Source organism: Bradyrhizobium sp. CB82, from assembly GCF_029714405.1.
GTDB lineage: Bacteria > Pseudomonadota > Alphaproteobacteria > Rhizobiales > Xanthobacteraceae > Bradyrhizobium.
In genome coordinates, this window is record NZ_CP121651.1 from 565727 (window position 1) to 581946 (window position 16220).

At 62.4% G+C, this 16220-nt stretch carries 13 protein-coding genes and 1 pseudogene; all 14 read left to right on the plus strand.

Translation table 11 applies throughout. From position 1 onward, the window contains the following. Positions 1-260: 260 nt before the first annotated feature. Positions 261-884, plus strand: coding sequence for a hypothetical protein (locus QA640_RS46600; protein WP_283043239.1), 624 nt, complete (start codon positions 261-263; stop codon positions 882-884). 45 nt (positions 885-929) lie between these two features. After that, entirely contained in the window at positions 930-1544 is a 615-nt protein-coding gene (locus QA640_RS46605; protein ID WP_283043240.1) for a hypothetical protein, read from the plus strand. 66 nt (positions 1545-1610) lie between these two features. After that, a complete protein-coding gene (locus QA640_RS46610; protein ID WP_283043241.1) occupies positions 1611-2987 on the plus strand; it encodes a peroxidase in 1377 nt (458 codons plus the stop codon). Positions 2988-3250: 263 nt separating this feature from the next. Further along, entirely contained in the window at positions 3251-4498 is a 1248-nt protein-coding gene (locus QA640_RS46615) for an SRPBCC family protein (protein WP_283043242.1), read from the plus strand. 160 nt (positions 4499-4658) lie between these two features. Beyond that, positions 4659-5567: a hypothetical protein gene (locus tag QA640_RS46620; RefSeq protein WP_283043243.1), complete on the plus strand. Its 909-nt coding sequence runs from the start codon at positions 4659-4661 to the stop codon at positions 5565-5567. 165 nt (positions 5568-5732) lie between these two features. Continuing rightward, positions 5733-6041, plus strand: a pseudogene (locus QA640_RS46625) (EthD family reductase); the annotation flags it as partial. Positions 6042-6322: 281 nt separating this feature from the next. Then, positions 6323-7618, plus strand: a complete 1296-nt coding sequence (locus QA640_RS46630; protein ID WP_283043244.1) for a cytochrome c — start codon at positions 6323-6325, stop codon at positions 7616-7618. Between the two features lie 17 nt (positions 7619-7635). Further along, entirely contained in the window at positions 7636-8109 is a 474-nt protein-coding gene (locus tag QA640_RS46635) for a (2Fe-2S)-binding protein (protein ID WP_283043245.1), read from the plus strand. Further along, a complete protein-coding gene (locus tag QA640_RS46640; protein WP_283043246.1) occupies positions 8102-10372 on the plus strand; it encodes a molybdopterin cofactor-binding domain-containing protein in 2271 nt (756 codons plus the stop codon). The genes QA640_RS46635 and QA640_RS46640 overlap by 8 nt, the downstream gene beginning before the upstream one ends. Before the next feature lie 199 nt (positions 10373-10571). Next, positions 10572-11486 carry a 3-hydroxyacyl-CoA dehydrogenase gene (locus tag QA640_RS46645; RefSeq protein WP_283043247.1) on the plus strand — a complete coding sequence of 305 codons (915 nt, stop codon included), beginning with the start codon at positions 10572-10574 and terminating at the stop codon, positions 11484-11486. Positions 11487-11510: 24 nt separating this feature from the next. After that, the gene (locus tag QA640_RS46650; RefSeq protein WP_283043248.1) at positions 11511-12482 is read left to right on the plus strand and encodes a 3-hydroxyacyl-CoA dehydrogenase NAD-binding domain-containing protein; all 972 of its coding nucleotides are present in this window, start codon (positions 11511-11513) and stop codon (positions 12480-12482) included. A gap of 50 nt (positions 12483-12532) precedes the next feature. Then, entirely contained in the window at positions 12533-14059 is a 1527-nt protein-coding gene (locus tag QA640_RS46655; protein ID WP_283043249.1) for a CoA transferase, read from the plus strand. A gap of 147 nt (positions 14060-14206) precedes the next feature. Then, complete coding sequence (locus tag QA640_RS46660; RefSeq protein WP_283043250.1) at positions 14207-15538, plus strand: NAD(P)/FAD-dependent oxidoreductase; 1332 nt, start codon at positions 14207-14209, stop codon at positions 15536-15538. Positions 15539-15553: 15 nt separating this feature from the next. Then, positions 15554-15979 carry a hypothetical protein gene (locus tag QA640_RS46665; protein ID WP_283043251.1) on the plus strand — a complete coding sequence of 142 codons (426 nt, stop codon included), beginning with the start codon at positions 15554-15556 and terminating at the stop codon, positions 15977-15979. The last annotated feature ends 241 nt before the right edge of the window (positions 15980-16220 follow it).

Here is a 16220-nt window from a genome sequence, read left to right on the forward strand (position 1 = left end):
GGCCTCCTTCTGGCACGCCATAAATCGTACCCGATCGGCCAGGAAATGCCAGCCAGCTCGCCTTCTCATTAGCAGCGATTTGGCGCGATTTGCCGAGCTTTACTGGCGTCGGGAACGTGTGCGGGCCAATTAGAAGCCGATCGCGGGCACGACGTCCCACGATGGCAACTCAACCCCGCAGCCGTGCGCCAATCGGCCGGTGAGGCCAACAGTATTTTCGTAACGCACGAATCGAAGAGCATCGAAAGGATAATACAGCCATGGCAACTCAAACACCGACCAGACCGCAGCATGACCAGACTGTCGAGACAAAGATCCAGCAGGTGCAGCAGATCTACGCCGATGCGCCGGAGTACGTGAAAACGGCGCTGAAGAATACACTCCCCTCGCTGAAGTCGCTGGGCTCGGAGGCGCAAACATCCCATGCAGAAAGTGCTGGCCGGATCGGAGTACGCCTCGGCAAGGTCTCGGAGTTGACTCTCATCAGCCCGTTCGCCCCCGGTGGAGCACAGCGGCTGCGCTCGCTGCTGCAGCTGCTGAATGGCAACTTCAGCGCGGGAGCGAAGGTCGGCACTCTCCATAACATGCGTTTCGTCTTCCTGGACAACGACACGAAGCTTCTCTTCGCCACTGCCTACGACGGCCTGTGGGATCCCTATATCGAGGACTTCGCGACCAAGATCCCCGATGAAATGGACATCATTTTCTCCGCCGCCGAAGGCTGGCCGGGAATTCGGAGTCCAAAGGTGAAGGATTGGATCGTCGCACACCAGATCCCCGCTGAAGGCTGGTTTGTCGCTCATCCGGATCTGACGGTGGCGGAGACCGCACGCGTGAAGCGCACGGGTAAGGCGGTCGAAGGTTTTCTCGACAAGCTCGCCTGAGCAAACCCACCACACCAAACCAAACACACGAAAAGGAGAACGGATATGACAAAGCAAACACTGACCAGACCGCAACAGGGCCAGACCATCGACCAGAAGATTCAGGTGCTCCGGCAGCTTTACGCCGACTCGCCGAGGGGGAAAACCGCGCTGGAGAACTCGATCCCATCGCTCAAGGAGCAGTTGGCGGGGGGATTGCGATATGAGAGCGCCGGCCGGGTCGGCCTTCGTCAAGGTAAGGTCTCGGAGCTCACCCTGATCTTCAACTTCGTGCCAGGCGGAGCGAAGCGACTTCGCGGCCTGCTGCGGGCGCTGGAAGCCAACTTCAGCGCGGAGAAGGTGCTCACCGTCCACGACATGCGTTTTGTGTTCCTGGACAATGACACGAAGCTGCTCTTCGCCACCGCCTACGATGGCAATTCGTGGGACAGCTATCTCGACGAGTTCGCAACGAAGATTCCTGACGAGCTGGATCTGCTGTTCTCCGAACTCGAGGAGTTTCCGGGGTTTCGCGCCCCCACAGTGAAAGACTGGATCGCTAAGTACCAGGTCCCGGCAGAAGGCTGGTACGTCGCAAATCCGAACCTGACAGTGGCGGAGACCCGACGGCTCGAAAAGGTTGGCGGCGCCGTCGAGGAACTGCTCGACAAGGTCGGGTAGCCGCAGCGGCCAATCGTAGCCCGAGGTCCGGGCCAAAATCGGCCCGGACCAAAAAAGGAGGCAAGCATGTTTTCCGCAAAAGAAGCCGTCGGTGAGAATCGTTCGGCGAGCGCGCCGACCCTCGAGTTGCACGAAATACAGGCGACCGTGCTTAGACCGAGGCCAGCACCATACTTTGGCACCCACGTGCTCTTGCGCATCGACGATGCTCAAGCGGGCCGCGCGTTTCTCCGCCGGCTGACACCGTATGTCGATTCTGCCGCAGACTCGCGGATCGCAGCCAATGCCTGGCTGGACGTCGGGATCAGCTATGCGGGCCTCGAAGCTCTCGGACTTTCCCAGGAGTCGCTGCAGAGCTTCCCCGAGGCGTTCCGCGTCGGGATGGCAGCCCGAGCCCGGCAACTGGGGGACGACGGTGTCAACGATCCGAAGAATTGGGACAAGCCGTTCGGCACAGGTCAAGTTCATATCGGCGTGAGCGTATTCACCGATTCGGAGGAAAAGCGGCGGCGCGCCCTCGCCATTGCTCGCGAGCAATACGAGGGCTTTTCGGGCGTCAGCGTTTTAGGCATGCAGGACTTCGGCGCCCAGCCGGGCGACCTCAATGCGCTGGGTTACAAGGACGGCATCGACCAGCCGGCGATCGAGGGCAGCGGCATCGAGCTTCCGCCGGCCTATGGACGGCGGATCAAGGCCGGCGAGTTCATCCTTGGATATCCGGGTGAGGCCGGGGGCCCCCTGCCGATGCCGCATCCGGACATTCTCGGCCGCAACGGCACCTATGTGGGCTTCCGCAAATATCAGGCGCGCATCGGCGCATTCAATCGATTCCTCCGCGACAACGGCAGCACCGAGGAAGAGCGGGAACTGCTCGCCGCGAAGCTGGTCGGCCGTTGGCGCAGTGGCGCGCCGCTGACGCTGGCGCCGGACAAAGATAACCCCGCGATTGGCGCGGACCCGCAGCGGAACAACGACTTCGATTATGCGAACGATCCGCGCGGCCGGCAGGTGCCCTTCGGCGCCCACATCCGGCGCATGAACCCGCGGGATACGAAGCTCACCCGCCTGACCGACGTCAATATCCACCGCCTCATCAGGCGCGGCACGACCTATGGACTCCCATACGATCCGCACGCGCTGTCCGAAGCAGACGATGAGGTGTCGCGCGGCAGCATATTCCTGTTCATCAGCGCCAAAGCGATGGCCACCATCGAATTTCTGCAACAAGAGTGGATCAACGAGGGCGATTTCATCGGCGCCGGCGACGAGCGCGATCCGATCATCGGACGGCAGGAGGACGGCGCGACCTTCACGATTCCGAAGGAGCCGGTCCGGCGACGCATTCACGGCATCCAAACGTTCAACGTGCTCAAGGGCGGCGAATACTTCTTCATGCCGAGCCTGTCCGCATTGAACTGGCTCGCGAACCCAACCGGAGGCTGACGATGTCCGATCATGTAGACGGTCCGCGCCAGATCGGCGATCCGCCTGCCGACATCACCGACCTGTTCGCGTTCACGAGTCCGAAGGATCCGGCGCGCACCGTCCTCGCCCTGTGTGTTTTCCCCTCAGCCGGCGAAGGTGCGGCCTTCTCGAACGTCATCGAGTACAGGATCGCCGTTCGGCGCGTAACCGTTGCTGGCATTGGCAACGCCGCGAAATTTCAGCCTGCGGATGACGAGATTCACTTCAGCTTCCGTTTCAACTTGCTGGAGCGCGATGCCACGGGAAAAGTGACGCAGCGCGGCATCTGTACTCTGCCGGACGCCCGCGAACTGCCGGTCACGGTGAACGACGAACAGGGAACGACGGCATCGGAGGGCGATGTCCGCGTATTCGCGGGGCTGCGATCCGACCCGTTCTATCTCGCCTGGATCGCCGCGACGCTCAAGAAGGTTCCCAATCTGCTGCAGCACAACAACGTGCTCTGCATGGTCGTCGAATTCGATACACGCCGCGTGCTCGATCCGGATAAAGGCTCGTTGTTCGGCGCGATCGCCGAAACAGTCCCCACGGAACCGCCCGGCCCCATCGGACACCCTCCGGCACGCATCGACTGGATCGGGCGCCCCGAGCAGACGAACATACGGCTCAACAACCCGGCGCTGTTCGGGGTAGACGACATACGCGACCTGTGGAATCAGCAGACGCCGTTCGCGATCTCCAAGGAGCTGCAGCCGCTGTTCCTGCAGCGCCTGAAGGACAGCTTCGCCGACTGGGATATGCGCGACGGCAAGGCGGATTGGACGCCGGAAGCCCTCGCCGCCAACGCGAACGTCTTCCTCGACGATTTTCTGCTGTTCGATGTAGCCAAGCCTATTACCGACGAAAGCCACCTCGAGATCGAGAAGAGCACAATAGACGGCCGGTCCTATCAGACGGGAGGAGGCCGCACAGTCGACGCAAACTCGATCGACATCCTGCTCACCTGGCTCGTCAACCACGATCGGGAGTTCCTCCTCGGCGGCGCGACCGGGGCAACGAAACCCGGCATGAAAGTTTTTCCGTACTTGGCCACGCCGAACACGGAATTGCAGATCATCGCCGAATCTGTCGAGCTTCCAGCGGCGCCCGAAGAGGTGTGGTCGTTGATCGGACAGTTCGGCGGAGCCTGGCATCCGCTGGTTGCGAAAGTAAGCTTGACCGGTACAGGAACCGGTCAGCTCCGCACGATCGGAACGGTCGATGGCAAGGAAATGGTCGAACGTCTCGAAGCCATCGACAACGCGAAGCGGTTCTTTCGCTACACCAACATCGCCGGTATCCCCGCCTCCCATTACGCTGGCATTCTCGAAGTCACGCCGAACGGCAGCGGCTGCACCGTCGTTTGGCGCGTTCAATTCCTGGCCAACAATCAAACCGACGCTGCCGTGAGGAGAATAGTGTCGCCGCTGCTCAGGACCGGTCTCGAAAGTCTGAAATCGCGTTTTGGAGTCCCGATTCATGGAACTTGACCAGCCCGCTCCACTCGCAACCGACGGAGAAATCGCCGCGATCAACCTGGAAAGCGCGCGCCGCGGTGCATGGGCGCGTTTTGCGCGAGACCCGCGCCTGCCGGGCGCTGCGGAGGTGATTGTCTACACCGAGAATCTGATGGCGCAATATCTCGGCGACTTGGACGCGCTCGACCGCCTGGAGGGACTGGCCTCGCAATTCGCATGCGTGGACGACTCGTTCCGCTCGGCGCTCATTTACGCCGAGGTGGCTTCAACCGTGCATCGCTTTACCAATGCACGAAACCACCTCGCGCGGGCCGCGTCGTTGGGCGGGCCGCGTGAGGAGATCGAACGCCACGTCTTGAGCATCGATCAGGCCTGTGGCGTGGAGCTCGATGCGGTACTTGCCGCGCGACGCCGAATCGCGGCGGCGAGCGGCCGGCTCGAAGACCTGGTGCCGCTCGGCGCCTTGCTTGCCGATTTCGAGCGCTTCGCCGAGGCGGACGCTATCTATCGGCAGGCGTTGTCCTCGTACGACGACGTTTCACCGTTCCCGCTGGCGTGGGTCTGCTTTCAGCTCGGCATGCTGTGGGGAGAGCTCGTGCCCGAGCCGGACCCCAACCTCGCCGCGCTCTGGTATCGACGCGCAATTGCCTACCTGCCGGGCTATGTGAAGGCGCGGGTGCACCTGGCAGAGATCTACACGAGTCAAGGTCGCAACGTCGAGGCGGAAGCGTTACTTTTGCCCGCGCTTTCGAGCCGCGATCCGGAGGTCCGCTGGCGTCTTGCCGACGTGCTGATGGCGCAAGGCAGGTTCGAAGAGGCCGAGAGACAGCTCGATGCCGCACGGGTCGGCTTCGATCAGCTTCTCGGGAGGTATCTACTCGCCTTCGCAGACCACGCCGCTGAGTTCTATGCCGGCAGCGGCAACGATTGGCGGCGCGCGCTCGAACTCGCGCGGACGAATGTCGCCAATCGTCCCACGCGCCGTGCCGTCAAGCAGGCGCATGCCATCGCGGCGATCGCCAACGAAGTCGGATCCGCAATTGGTCTACGCGAAGCGTCCGGCGTTGCAATGCCGACATGACGATCGATCGCACGCCCTTCGTCTCGGGCATCGGCGCGATCGATGTCGCTTCGCACCGATTTGCCGTTCTTTGGAAGTCTTCATTCACGCAATCGACTCCGCTCGTGTAATCACTGATCTCGCGATGAGGCAAACCGCGCACGTCACAATTTCCAGGAGGAAGCGTTGATCAAGGTTAGCGTCATATATCCATACCAACCGGATGTGCGGTTTGACCACGATTATTACCGCACTAAACACCTTCCGCTCATCAAGAGCAGGATGGGTGCCGCCTTGAAATACTACGCCATCGACAAGGGGCTCGTGGACAGGGATGGGAAATCTCCCAGCGCATATGTTGCGATGTGCCACCTGCTGTGTGACTCGCTCGACGAATACCAGTCGGCGTTTGCACCGCATGCCCGCGAGATCCAGGGAGACATACGCAACTTCACCGACGTGACGCCGATCATTCAGATCAGCGAGGTGGTGGTCGAAAACTCCGCCATGCTTGGGACCGATTCGCTGCATCGAATCCTACCCACGCCCGATCGAGTGGTCCGATGACGAGAATCATGGCGCTTCTTCTTGCCGCGTCGAGCATGCCGGCGCAAGCACATGAATCACTCGCGCCACATGCGCATCCCCACGGATTGAGCATGTTGGCGGGAAACGACGCCGTCATATGCGTGCTGTTCGCGCTCGCCGCTGCCTTGATCGCCTATTGGAGATTCGGGCGCGCGCCCTGAACGCAAGAAAGGCCCCAGGAGGTCGTCGTGTTCAAGAAGCTGCTCATCGCGACCGTTACACTCGGATGTCTCGGGCTTGCAGGTTTTGGCGCGCTGGCATGGCGGCCGGCCATCGCTCCGGTGGTGCGGCCGGCTGCGGGCAGCTTCGCACCGGAACTGATCGTCAGAGGCGAAGCACTCGCAGGCGGGGGCTATTGCGCGGCGTGTCACACCGCAAAAGGCGGCGAGAAGTTCGCCGGCGGTTATGCGATGGAAACTCCGTTCGGCGCGATCTATTCGACCAACATCACCCCTGATCCGGAGACCGGCATAGGCAGTTGGTCGGAGGCAGCCTTCAGACGCGCCATGCATGAAGGCGTCTCGCGTGACGGCTCGCATCTCCTTCCGGTGTTCTCCTACGACCATTTCACCAAACTCTCCGACGATGACGTGCGCGCGCTCTACGCCTACTTCATGACCAGACCTCCGGTTCATGCCGCACGGCAGCAGAACGGCATCCCGTTTCCGTTCAACATCCGCTACCTGCAGGCAGGATGGAAATTGCTGTTCTTCAGGCCAGGCCGTTTCGAGCCGGATGCCGAGAAGAGCGCGGAGTGGAATCGCGGCGCCTACCTCGCGCTCGGCTTGAGCCACTGCGGCGCCTGCCATACACCGCGCAACCTGCTGGGAGCGGAGATATCCGGCAACGCTTATGGCGGCGCGGTGATCGACAACTGGGTCGCGCCGCCGTTAACGGCTGCAAATCCCGCGCCGGCCTGGACGCACGAAGAACTCTACGACTACCTGCGCACGGGCACGAGCAAACTGCATGGAACCGCCGCCGGACCGATGTACCCCGTTGTGCAGGGGCTTGGTGCGCTGCCGGACTCCGACATACGCGCGCTCGCGACCTATTTCGCCGATCTCGACAAGGCGGCGGACCGGCTGCCATACGTCTCCGGCGCGGTGAGCCTTGCGATGTCCAGCGCAGTGGCCAAGCAGGGCGCGCCGTTCGATCCCGACGCGCGGCTCTACGCCGCAGCTTGCGCGTCCTGTCACTACAACGCAACCAACGCGCCGCTCGCCGCGCGGCCCGATCTGGCGCTCAACAGCGCCGTGCATCTTTCCGACCCGAGCAATCTGATCCAAGTCATCCTGCAAGGCATCGGCTCCGAGGCGGGAATGCCCGGTGTCGTGATGCCTGCCTTCGCCGGCGCATTCAGCGATACCGAAATCGCCCGCATCGCCGCGTACCTGCGGCGGACGCGCACGAGCCTGCCGCCCTGGCCGGATCTCGCGGCGAGGATCGCAGAGATCCGCCGGCACAACAGTAAGGCCAATTGAACGATCGGAGACCGAACATGACCACATTTCACATCAATGGCCGCGCGGTAACGGTCGACGCCGAGGAGGACACGCCCTTGTTGTGGGTGATCCGCGACGACATCGGCCTCACCGGCACGAAGTTCGGCTGCGGAATCGGGATGTGCGGCGCCTGCACGGTCCACGTCGGCGGCCGACCCACGCGCTCGTGCATAACGCCGCTTGCCAGCGTGGCCGGCGCAGAGGTCACCACCATCGAGGGCCTTGATCCCGAGAACCGGCATCCAGTGCAAGAGGCGTGGGCCGACCTTCAGGTTCCTCAATGCGGCTACTGCCAGTCGGGCCAGATCATGCAGGCGGCATCGCTCATCAAGGACTTTCCGTCTCCGACCGATCAGGACATCGATGTCGTCATGGCCGGAAATCTGTGCCGATGCATGACCTATGTCCGCATCCGCGACGCGATCAAACAAGCCGCCGCCCAATCAAGGAAGGTTGCGAGCGATGACTGAGCCAGACAATCAGAGCGCGCTTTCGCGCCGCATGTTCTTGATCGGCCTGACCGGCACCGCCGCCACCTTCGCTTTCGCGCCAGGAAAAGCGACGGCGCTGGAGTCGGCCGCCTTTGAGCCCACCATTTGGTACAACGTCGACCGCAATGGCATCGTGACCGTGAACATCGCCCGCGCGGAAATGGGCCAGCATATCGGCACGGCCATCGCGCGCATCCTCGCTGACGAGCTCGAGGTTGAATGGGGCAATGTGCGCATCTCGATGGTCGACGCCGATCCGAAGTGGGGCGTTATGGTTACGGGCGGCAGCAAGTCGGTGTGGCTCGATTTCCCGGTCTACAGCCGCGCGGGTGCCGCGGGCCGCATCGCCCTTGTCGAGGCCGGAGCAAGGCTGCTCGGAGCGAGCCCGTCGCAATGTGTCGCGCGCCAGGGCGCCGTGTTCGCCGCAAATCGATCCATCTCCTACGGTGAGATCATCAGTCGCGGGGAGCCGACGCGCAAATTCACGCCGGAAGAACTCGCGGAGCTGCCGATCAAGTCGCCCTCGAAGCGGCAGCTGATCGGAAAAAAGACCGATGCGCTGGACATCCCGGCGAAGATCAATGGTACGGCGCGTTACGGTATCGATGCTGCGGTCGCGGGCATGGTCTATGCCCGGCCAAAACTTCCTCCGACGCGATACGGTTCGGTGGTCCGCGCCGTCGACGACGCGGCGGCGAAGCGGGTCAAGGGATATATCGCGAGCCTGGTGCTGGAGGATCCCTCCAATACAGTGCCCGGTTGGGTCGTCGTGTGCGCGACGTCCTATCCGGCGGCGATCCGCGCCGCCGACCTTGTCAAGGTCGACTGGTCCGCGGGCGATCCCGCGCAGGTGTCGGAGCAAGACATCCTCGACTACGGCGCCATGCAGATCGCCGCGCCACGCGGGGGAGCGCTTGTGGTTGACGACACTAAGGTCGATTTGGCCTTTCGCGCAGCTGCGTCCACGATCGAGCGGACATACACCACCGGCAGCGTTCTTCATGCCCAGCTCGAGCCGGTGAACGCGCTCGCCTTCGAGAAGGACGGCCGCTTCGAGATTCATACCGGCAGCCAGGCGCAGACCACGATCCTGCCCGTGCTCGCGCAAGCGCTCGGCCTGCCTCAGGAGCGCATCATCATGCGCACCTATCCGATGGGTGGGGCGTTCGGGCGCCGGCTCAATACCGATTATGCGGTCCCCGCCGCGCTTGCCGCCAAGACTCTTGGCAAGCCCGTGAAGCTGGTGCTGACACGCCCGGACGACATGCGCTTCGATTCGTTTCGATCGCCGTCGATCCAGAAATTGCGGCTGGCATTCGATGCGCAGGGCAAAGTGACGGCGATGGAGCATCATGCGTCGGCCGGCTGGCCGACCGCCGTCTATGCGGCGCCGGCCGACTTGCCGAAGACAGCTGATGGGACCCCCTATGATCCATTTGCCATCGACGGCGCCGACCATTGGTACAGCGTGGGTGCGCAACGTGTCCGCGCTCTCTCCAACGACCTTGCCAACACCGCGTTTCGTCCTGGCTATCTGCGAGCGGTGAGTCCCGGCTGGACCAACTGGGCGATCGAGAGCTTCATGGACGAGGTGGCGCGGATGACTGGCGCGGACGCCGTCGCGTTCCGCATAGGGCTACTGGACGGCGCCGGCCGCAATGCCGGGGCAGCGCCCAGCGCAACAGGCGGAGCGAAGCGTCAGGCAGCCGTGCTCAGGCGAGCTGCTGAAAAGGCCGGATGGGGCATTGCCATGCCGGCGGGCACCGGACTTGGCGTCGCCACCACCTTCGGTCAGGCACGCTCAATGCCCACATGGACCGCCTGCGTCGCACGCGTTCGCGTCGACCGCAACAGCGGCGCTGTCTCGGTCGAAAAGCTCACCATCGTCGTCGATGCGGGTACGCTTGTTCATCCAGACGGAGCGCTCGCGCAAGTCGAAGGCGGCGCCTTGTGGGGCCTGAGCATGGCGCTTCACGAGGGAACCGAGTTCCGCAACGGCCAGGTGAAAGACACGAATTTCCACAGCTACACGCCGCTGCGCATCGGTGACGTGCCGGAGCTCGACATCGAATTCATCGAGAGCACCGAGGCTCCGGTCGGTCTCGGCGAGCCGGGCACGACGGTCGTCGCGCCCGCCATCGGCAATGCCATTTTTGCCGCCGCCGGGATTCGCTTGCGCGATCTTCCAATTCGGCCGGCTGCCGTACTCGCCGCACTCCGATCGCGGTCAAGCTCACACTGACTCGGTCATTTGGTTCGCGCAAATCGAGCGATGTCGGCCAGCAGTGCTCACCGATGCGGTCGCGCCGTTGACGCGCGCAGTCTGGAAAGCGACCGCGCACCTTAGCAGCAACTTGGCGCGATTTGCAGGGCTTTACTCCGCAGAGGCTAACCCCTGTGTCAATAGATGTCGGCTCAACCGTGACGCCAAAGGAAAAATCATGACGACACGTGAAGCAACCAAGTCAAAGACCTCATCGGGCGTCGCCCGCTCCGGCCGACTGTTCGTTCTCGAACTGAGTGGGGATCGCATTCACGCGATGAATCCCGATGGCTCCGACCGCAAGACCATCGTCACGAATTGCCGTTACCCCGACGGCATCGTCGTGGATTCGGAGGCTGGCCATATCTATTGGACCAACATGGGCATTCCACATCTCAACGATGGCTCGATCGAGCGCGCGGATCTCGATGGCGGCAATCGCAAGGTCATCATTCCACAAGGCGCGACGTACACGCCGAAGCAGATGCACCTCGATAGGGAGGGCAGGAAGCTCTATTGGTGCGATCGTGAAGGCATGCGCGTTATGCGCGCCAACCTCGACGGCTCGCAGGTCGAAACGCTGGTCGAAACCGGCCGCGGTGACAAGGTCCGAGCCGATCAATCCCGCTGGTGCGTCGGCATCACCGTCGATCCGGAACGGCGGCATATCTACTGGACGCAAAAGGGTCCCGACAACGGCGGCCAGGGTCGCATCCTCCGCGCCAACATCGACATTCCCGCCGGCGAGACCCCGGCGAACCGCACCGACATCGAAGTTCTGTTCGATCGTCTCCCGGAACCGATCGACCTCGAGCTCGATCTGGCGAACCGCGTTCTCTATTGGACCGACCGCGGCGATCCTCCGCGCGGCAATACCGTCAATCGTGTGCCGGTCGACACTAAGGCTGACCCGGAGATCGTGGTCACGCATTTGATGGAGGGTATCGGCATCGCGCTCGACGTGCCCGGCAACCGGATGTTCGTCACCGACTTCGCCGGCTCGGTCTATTCCGCCGATCTCGATGGCAAGAACGAGCGCAACTTCCTCTACGCCCAGGGCAATCTCACCGGCATCGCCTACGCCGAAATCTGAAAAACCGAGCAGGAGAATCACACCATGTCGAGCAACCAACCCATTCGCCGCATTGCCATCGTCGGCACCGGTGTCATCGGTGCGAGCTGGGCGGCCCTTTTCCTCGCCAAGGGACTGGACGTCGTGGCGACTGACCCCGCGCCCAACGCAGAAGCGAGGCTCAGGGAATTCGTGGCACGCGCCTGGCCGGCACTTACCCGCCTCGGTCTCTCGGCCGGCGCGTCACAGTCAAAGCTGAAGTTCACCACCGATCTTGCCGAAGCCTTGACGAACGCCGACCTCGTCCAGGAAAACGGGCCCGAGCGGATTGATTTCAAGCAGAAGCTTTACGGACAGCTCGACGAGCTGCTGCCGCCCGACGTGATTATCGCATCGAGCTCGTCGGGGCTCACCATGAGCGAAATCCAGAAGGGCGCCGCGTCCCATCCCGAGCGCTGCGTCATCGGGCATCCGTTCAATCCGCCGCATCTGATCCCGTTGACCGAAATCGTCGGCGGCGCAAAGACCTCGGAAGCGACGATCCGGCGCGCGGTGGAATTTTACACATCGATCGGGCAGCGGACAGTGCGCATCAACAAGGAAATGCCGGGGCACGTCGCCAACCGGCTGCAGGCCGCGCTTGCGCGGGAGGTCTATTATCTCGTCGACGAAGGCGTCATCAGCGTCGCCGATGTCGACACAGCGCTCTCCTGGGGGCCTGGCTTGCGCTGGGGCATCATGGGCCAGGTGATGCTCAATCATTTGGGCGGCGGCCCCGGCGGTATCGAACATATGCTGAAGCAGTTCTCCGGACCCATGACGGCCTGGTGGAAGGTTCTGGGATCGCCGACGCTGACACCCGAGCTCCAGAAGAAGCTCGTCGACGGCCTTCACGCCGAGGCCGGGTCGCGCACCATCGAGTCGCTGGAGGCAGAACGGGACGAAGTTCTGCTCGGCCTTATCGAATTGCGCAAGCAGGCGGAGACGGCCGCCACGCATACGGTCGCAGCCGAGTAACGATCCGCTGCAGGCAGCCCGCAGACCTACAAACGCGAAGGAATTTACACATGAACGTCTCGACGACCATCAAAGCGACAAAAGAGCTCAAGCCGGATCTGCTCACAGAGACGATCGTATCGAAGCTCGCCAATCCGGCGACCAGCTCGGACTTCGGCTATCACGGCGCGGTCAACGACGTCCTCAAAGACGTCGGAATGTCGACCTCGGACAGCGGCGGCAAACTCACCTTCTACGGCAGCGACCCGATCATTCCCAGCCCGTTTCGCTTCGGCACGATGGCCGCGATCGGTCTGGCCGCCAAAGCCGTCGCTATTGCGGCGCTGTGGCAAACCCGAACGGGCGAGGAACAGGATATTGCCGTGGATGTCCGCAAGGCGCTCCGGCGCTTCGCCGGCTTCTTTGATCTGAAATGGGAAACCATCAATGGACGGCCCCCGGCCCTCTACGAGCCCCTGAACCCGTTCATCAGCATTCCCATGTTTCGCGAAACTCGCGATGGGCGGTACGTCGTCCCCCTCAACATCTACCCCAGGTTAGCCGCCCGCGCGCTCAATCTTCTCAGGTGCAGTTCCAACCCCGAGTCTGTGCGGAACGCCATTCTGCAATGGCATGCCCAGGATCTGGAGAACGCTGCTGCCGAGGCCGGGCTTCCTATCGCCATGGTGCGCACTTTCGAAGAATTCAGGAAAGAGCTTCAATACACCGAAGTCCTTTCCAGGATGCCGCTGATCTCGGTCGAAAAGATCGGCGATAGCGATCCAGTGCCTTTCAAGAAGAATGCAAAGAGCCCGCTGGACGGCATTCGCGCATTCGGAATGGGGCATGTGATTGCCGGGGCCGCAATGGGCAGAGACCTCGCTCAACACGGGGCCGATGTCCTCAACATCTGGCGGCCCGACGACACCGAGATTGAGGCTTTCGCCTGGGACGTCCAGGTCGGCATGCGCTCAACGATCCTGGATTACTCGAAGGAGGATCTGGCGAAATTCGATCGTCTGCTGAAAGATGCCGACGTCTTCTTCGCCAACAAGCGGCCGGGCTATCTGAAGCGCAACGGCCTCGACGCGGAAGAGCTCTGCGCCAGGAAGCCAGGGCTCATCCATGCAGAGGTCCTTCTCCACGGTGACAAAGGCCCCTGGAAGGACCGCGTCGGATTTGATGAGATCGGCGGGGCCGTATCGGGGTTGTTCTGCATCGAGGGCACGCCCACAGGTCCAAAATCGCCACCCATCATCCCGATTTGCGACAATGTGGTGGGCTGGCTTGGCACGGTCGGCATTCTATCGGCGCTGCGCCGCCGTGCGGTCGAAGGCGGCAGCTATCAGGTCACTGTTTCACTGACCCGGACATTGCTGTGGCTGTATTCGCTTGGCCTTTTCGACAAGGACTATGCGCGAGTGACTGCCGGGTCGTCTGATGAGCACGCCGACGTGGCTCCCGATCTGTTCACCGAGGAAACCCCGCTGGGCACGTATCAAGGAATAACCGAGACGATGCTATCGCGGACGCCCCCAGCATTCAGGACGGTGCTGGTGCCGCGAGGTTCGAGCAAACCCGAGTGGTTGGAGCGGTAAGAACATAATGGTCCCGCGAAACGAGACATGCATCGGAGTCTCCCATGAAGAACATCTTGACCGTGGTCACGTTCGTCATCGGAGCCCTGTGCTTGCTGAGGCCCTCAATGACAAAGGGTACGAACGAGGTAATCAATGAGCGCGACGATGGCTGAGGCCCGGTCCGACGACGCAGCCGCCCTTGTCAGGATTCCCCACCGGGAGCACAAGCGCGTCATCATCGTCGGTGGCGGCTTTGCCGGCATCGCAGCGGCGCGCGCGCTCCGGCACGCCGATGTCGATGTAGTCCTGATCGACCGCCGCAACCACCATATCTTTCAACCGTTGCTCTACCAGGTCGCGACGGCGTTACTCTCGCCCGCGGAGATCGCCGCACCAATCCGACAGCTCGAGGCGAAGCAACGAAACCTGAGCGTGTTGCTGGCGGAGATTACCAACGTCGAGGTTGCTTCCCGCACGGTCGAGGCGTCCTTGCCAGGTCTGGGCGTCCGAAAGATCGCATTCGACTATCTGGTGGTCGCGACCGGCATGCGCCCGAGCTACTTCGGGCACGACGAGTTCGCGCGGCATGCGCCAAGCCTCAAGAGCCTCAGCGACGCCGAGACCATCCGGGCCAAAATCCTGGGCGCGTTCGAACTCGCCGCAACGACCGAGGACGAAGATGAACGCGCGCGGCAGATGACCTTCGTGCTGGTCGGCGGAGGCCCCACGGGCGTGGAACTCGCGGCTTCGCTGGCGCAAATGGTGAAGGTCACGCTGCGCGCGAATTTCCGCCGCATCGACCCGGCACAGGCCAGCATCATTCTGCTCGACGCAGGCCAGCGGGTTCTGCCGAACTTTGCCGAGTCGCTGTCCCGCAGGGTGACCCGACGGCTCACGAAGCTGGGCGTGAAGGTCTTGACCGGAGTGAAGGTCGAGACCGTCGATGCGGAGGGCGTGATCGCCAGCGGAAGGCGGGTCCGCAGCGCCACTGTGCTGTGGACCGCCGGCGTTGCGGCATCGCCTATTCCAAAGATGCTCTGCACCAAGACCGACCGCGCAGGGCGCGCGCTCGTCGATCCCTTCCTGAGGGTCGGGGATACACGTGGCGTGTTCGTCGTGGGCGACGCGGCGTCGGTCATGCAAAACGAGCACCCGGTGCCCGGCGTGGCGCAGGCGGCGATCCAGGAAGGACGCTATGTCGGGCGGCTGATCGCAAAGGAACTGAAGGGACGAAAGGTCAAACGCCCGTTCCGCTATTTCGACAAGGGCAATATGGCCGTTGTAGGCAAGAACTACGCTGTGCTGGAGCGCGGCCGGTTGCGCACAAGCGGGTTGCTGACGTGGCTGGTGTGGGCTTTCGTTCACATCCTCGCCCTGCCGCAACTTCAGAACCGGCTGCGCGTGCAGCGCCAGTGGCTCTGGTCGTATTTCACCGGCCAACGCAGTTCGCGATTGATCCCCGAGCAGCCGGTCGCTGCTCCTGCGTCCGACCGTTGAGCGGTTGCTTGCGCCATGAATAGCGTCTTCATCCCTGCATTCTCGGCGTTGGCGGGATCGGCGATCGGCGGCCTTACTTCACTCGCGTCAGCGCACCATCAGGACCGCGCCAGGCGGCTGTCAGGCGAAAAGTCGCGGCGGCAAAAACTGTACAAGCAGTTCATCAACGAGGCATCGAAGCTCTACGCGGACGCGCTGGTGCACGATAAGGCCGAAGTCTCCGCACTGGTCAGCGTCTACGCGCTCGTCAGCCGGATGCGTGTCTTATCGACTGCTGCCGTGATCGAGAAAGCCGAGGCCGTCGTCCTTTTGATCCTGGATACCTATTCGATTCCAAACAAGAACTTTTCAGATTTGCGTGACCTGATGAGCAGCGACGCCGTCAATCCGCTGCGGGCGTTCAGCGAGCAATGCCGGGCTGAATTGCAAGCACTCAATTAATCATCGCTGAATCGCATCACACTACCAACGCACAGAGTGGCCGGATTGGTCTCGGCTTGGCAATCACCATCCCTCTTCCCATTCCTTCCCCCCAGGCCGCGGCAATGCCTGCATCATTAGGAACGATTTGCCGGGATTTGCCAGCCTTCACTCACGCTCCTGCAGCCGATCAGCTTAGCTATCGGGAGAGCCGCAAAGCCCCGGTGATGGGACGGCAGCGGTGTCACAGGTCAGCTTTCTG

Coding starts and splice junctions, on each gene's coding strand:
- QA640_RS46640 (WP_283043246.1), top strand. CDS start 8,102: ATGACTGAGCCAGACAATCAGAGCGCGCTTTCGCGCCGCATGTTCTTG.
- QA640_RS46605 (WP_283043240.1), top strand. CDS start 930: ATGACAAAGCAAACACTGACCAGACCGCAACAGGGCCAGACCATCGAC.
- QA640_RS46600 (WP_283043239.1), top strand. CDS start 261: ATGGCAACTCAAACACCGACCAGACCGCAGCATGACCAGACTGTCGAG.
- QA640_RS46610 (WP_283043241.1), top strand. CDS start 1,611: ATGTTTTCCGCAAAAGAAGCCGTCGGTGAGAATCGTTCGGCGAGCGCG.
- QA640_RS46650 (WP_283043248.1), top strand. CDS start 11,511: ATGTCGAGCAACCAACCCATTCGCCGCATTGCCATCGTCGGCACCGGT.
- QA640_RS46660 (WP_283043250.1), top strand. CDS start 14,207: ATGGCTGAGGCCCGGTCCGACGACGCAGCCGCCCTTGTCAGGATTCCC.
- QA640_RS46635 (WP_283043245.1), top strand. CDS start 7,636: ATGACCACATTTCACATCAATGGCCGCGCGGTAACGGTCGACGCCGAG.
- QA640_RS46645 (WP_283043247.1), top strand. CDS start 10,572: ATGACGACACGTGAAGCAACCAAGTCAAAGACCTCATCGGGCGTCGCC.
- QA640_RS46655 (WP_283043249.1), top strand. CDS start 12,533: ATGAACGTCTCGACGACCATCAAAGCGACAAAAGAGCTCAAGCCGGAT.
- QA640_RS46665 (WP_283043251.1), top strand. CDS start 15,554: ATGAATAGCGTCTTCATCCCTGCATTCTCGGCGTTGGCGGGATCGGCG.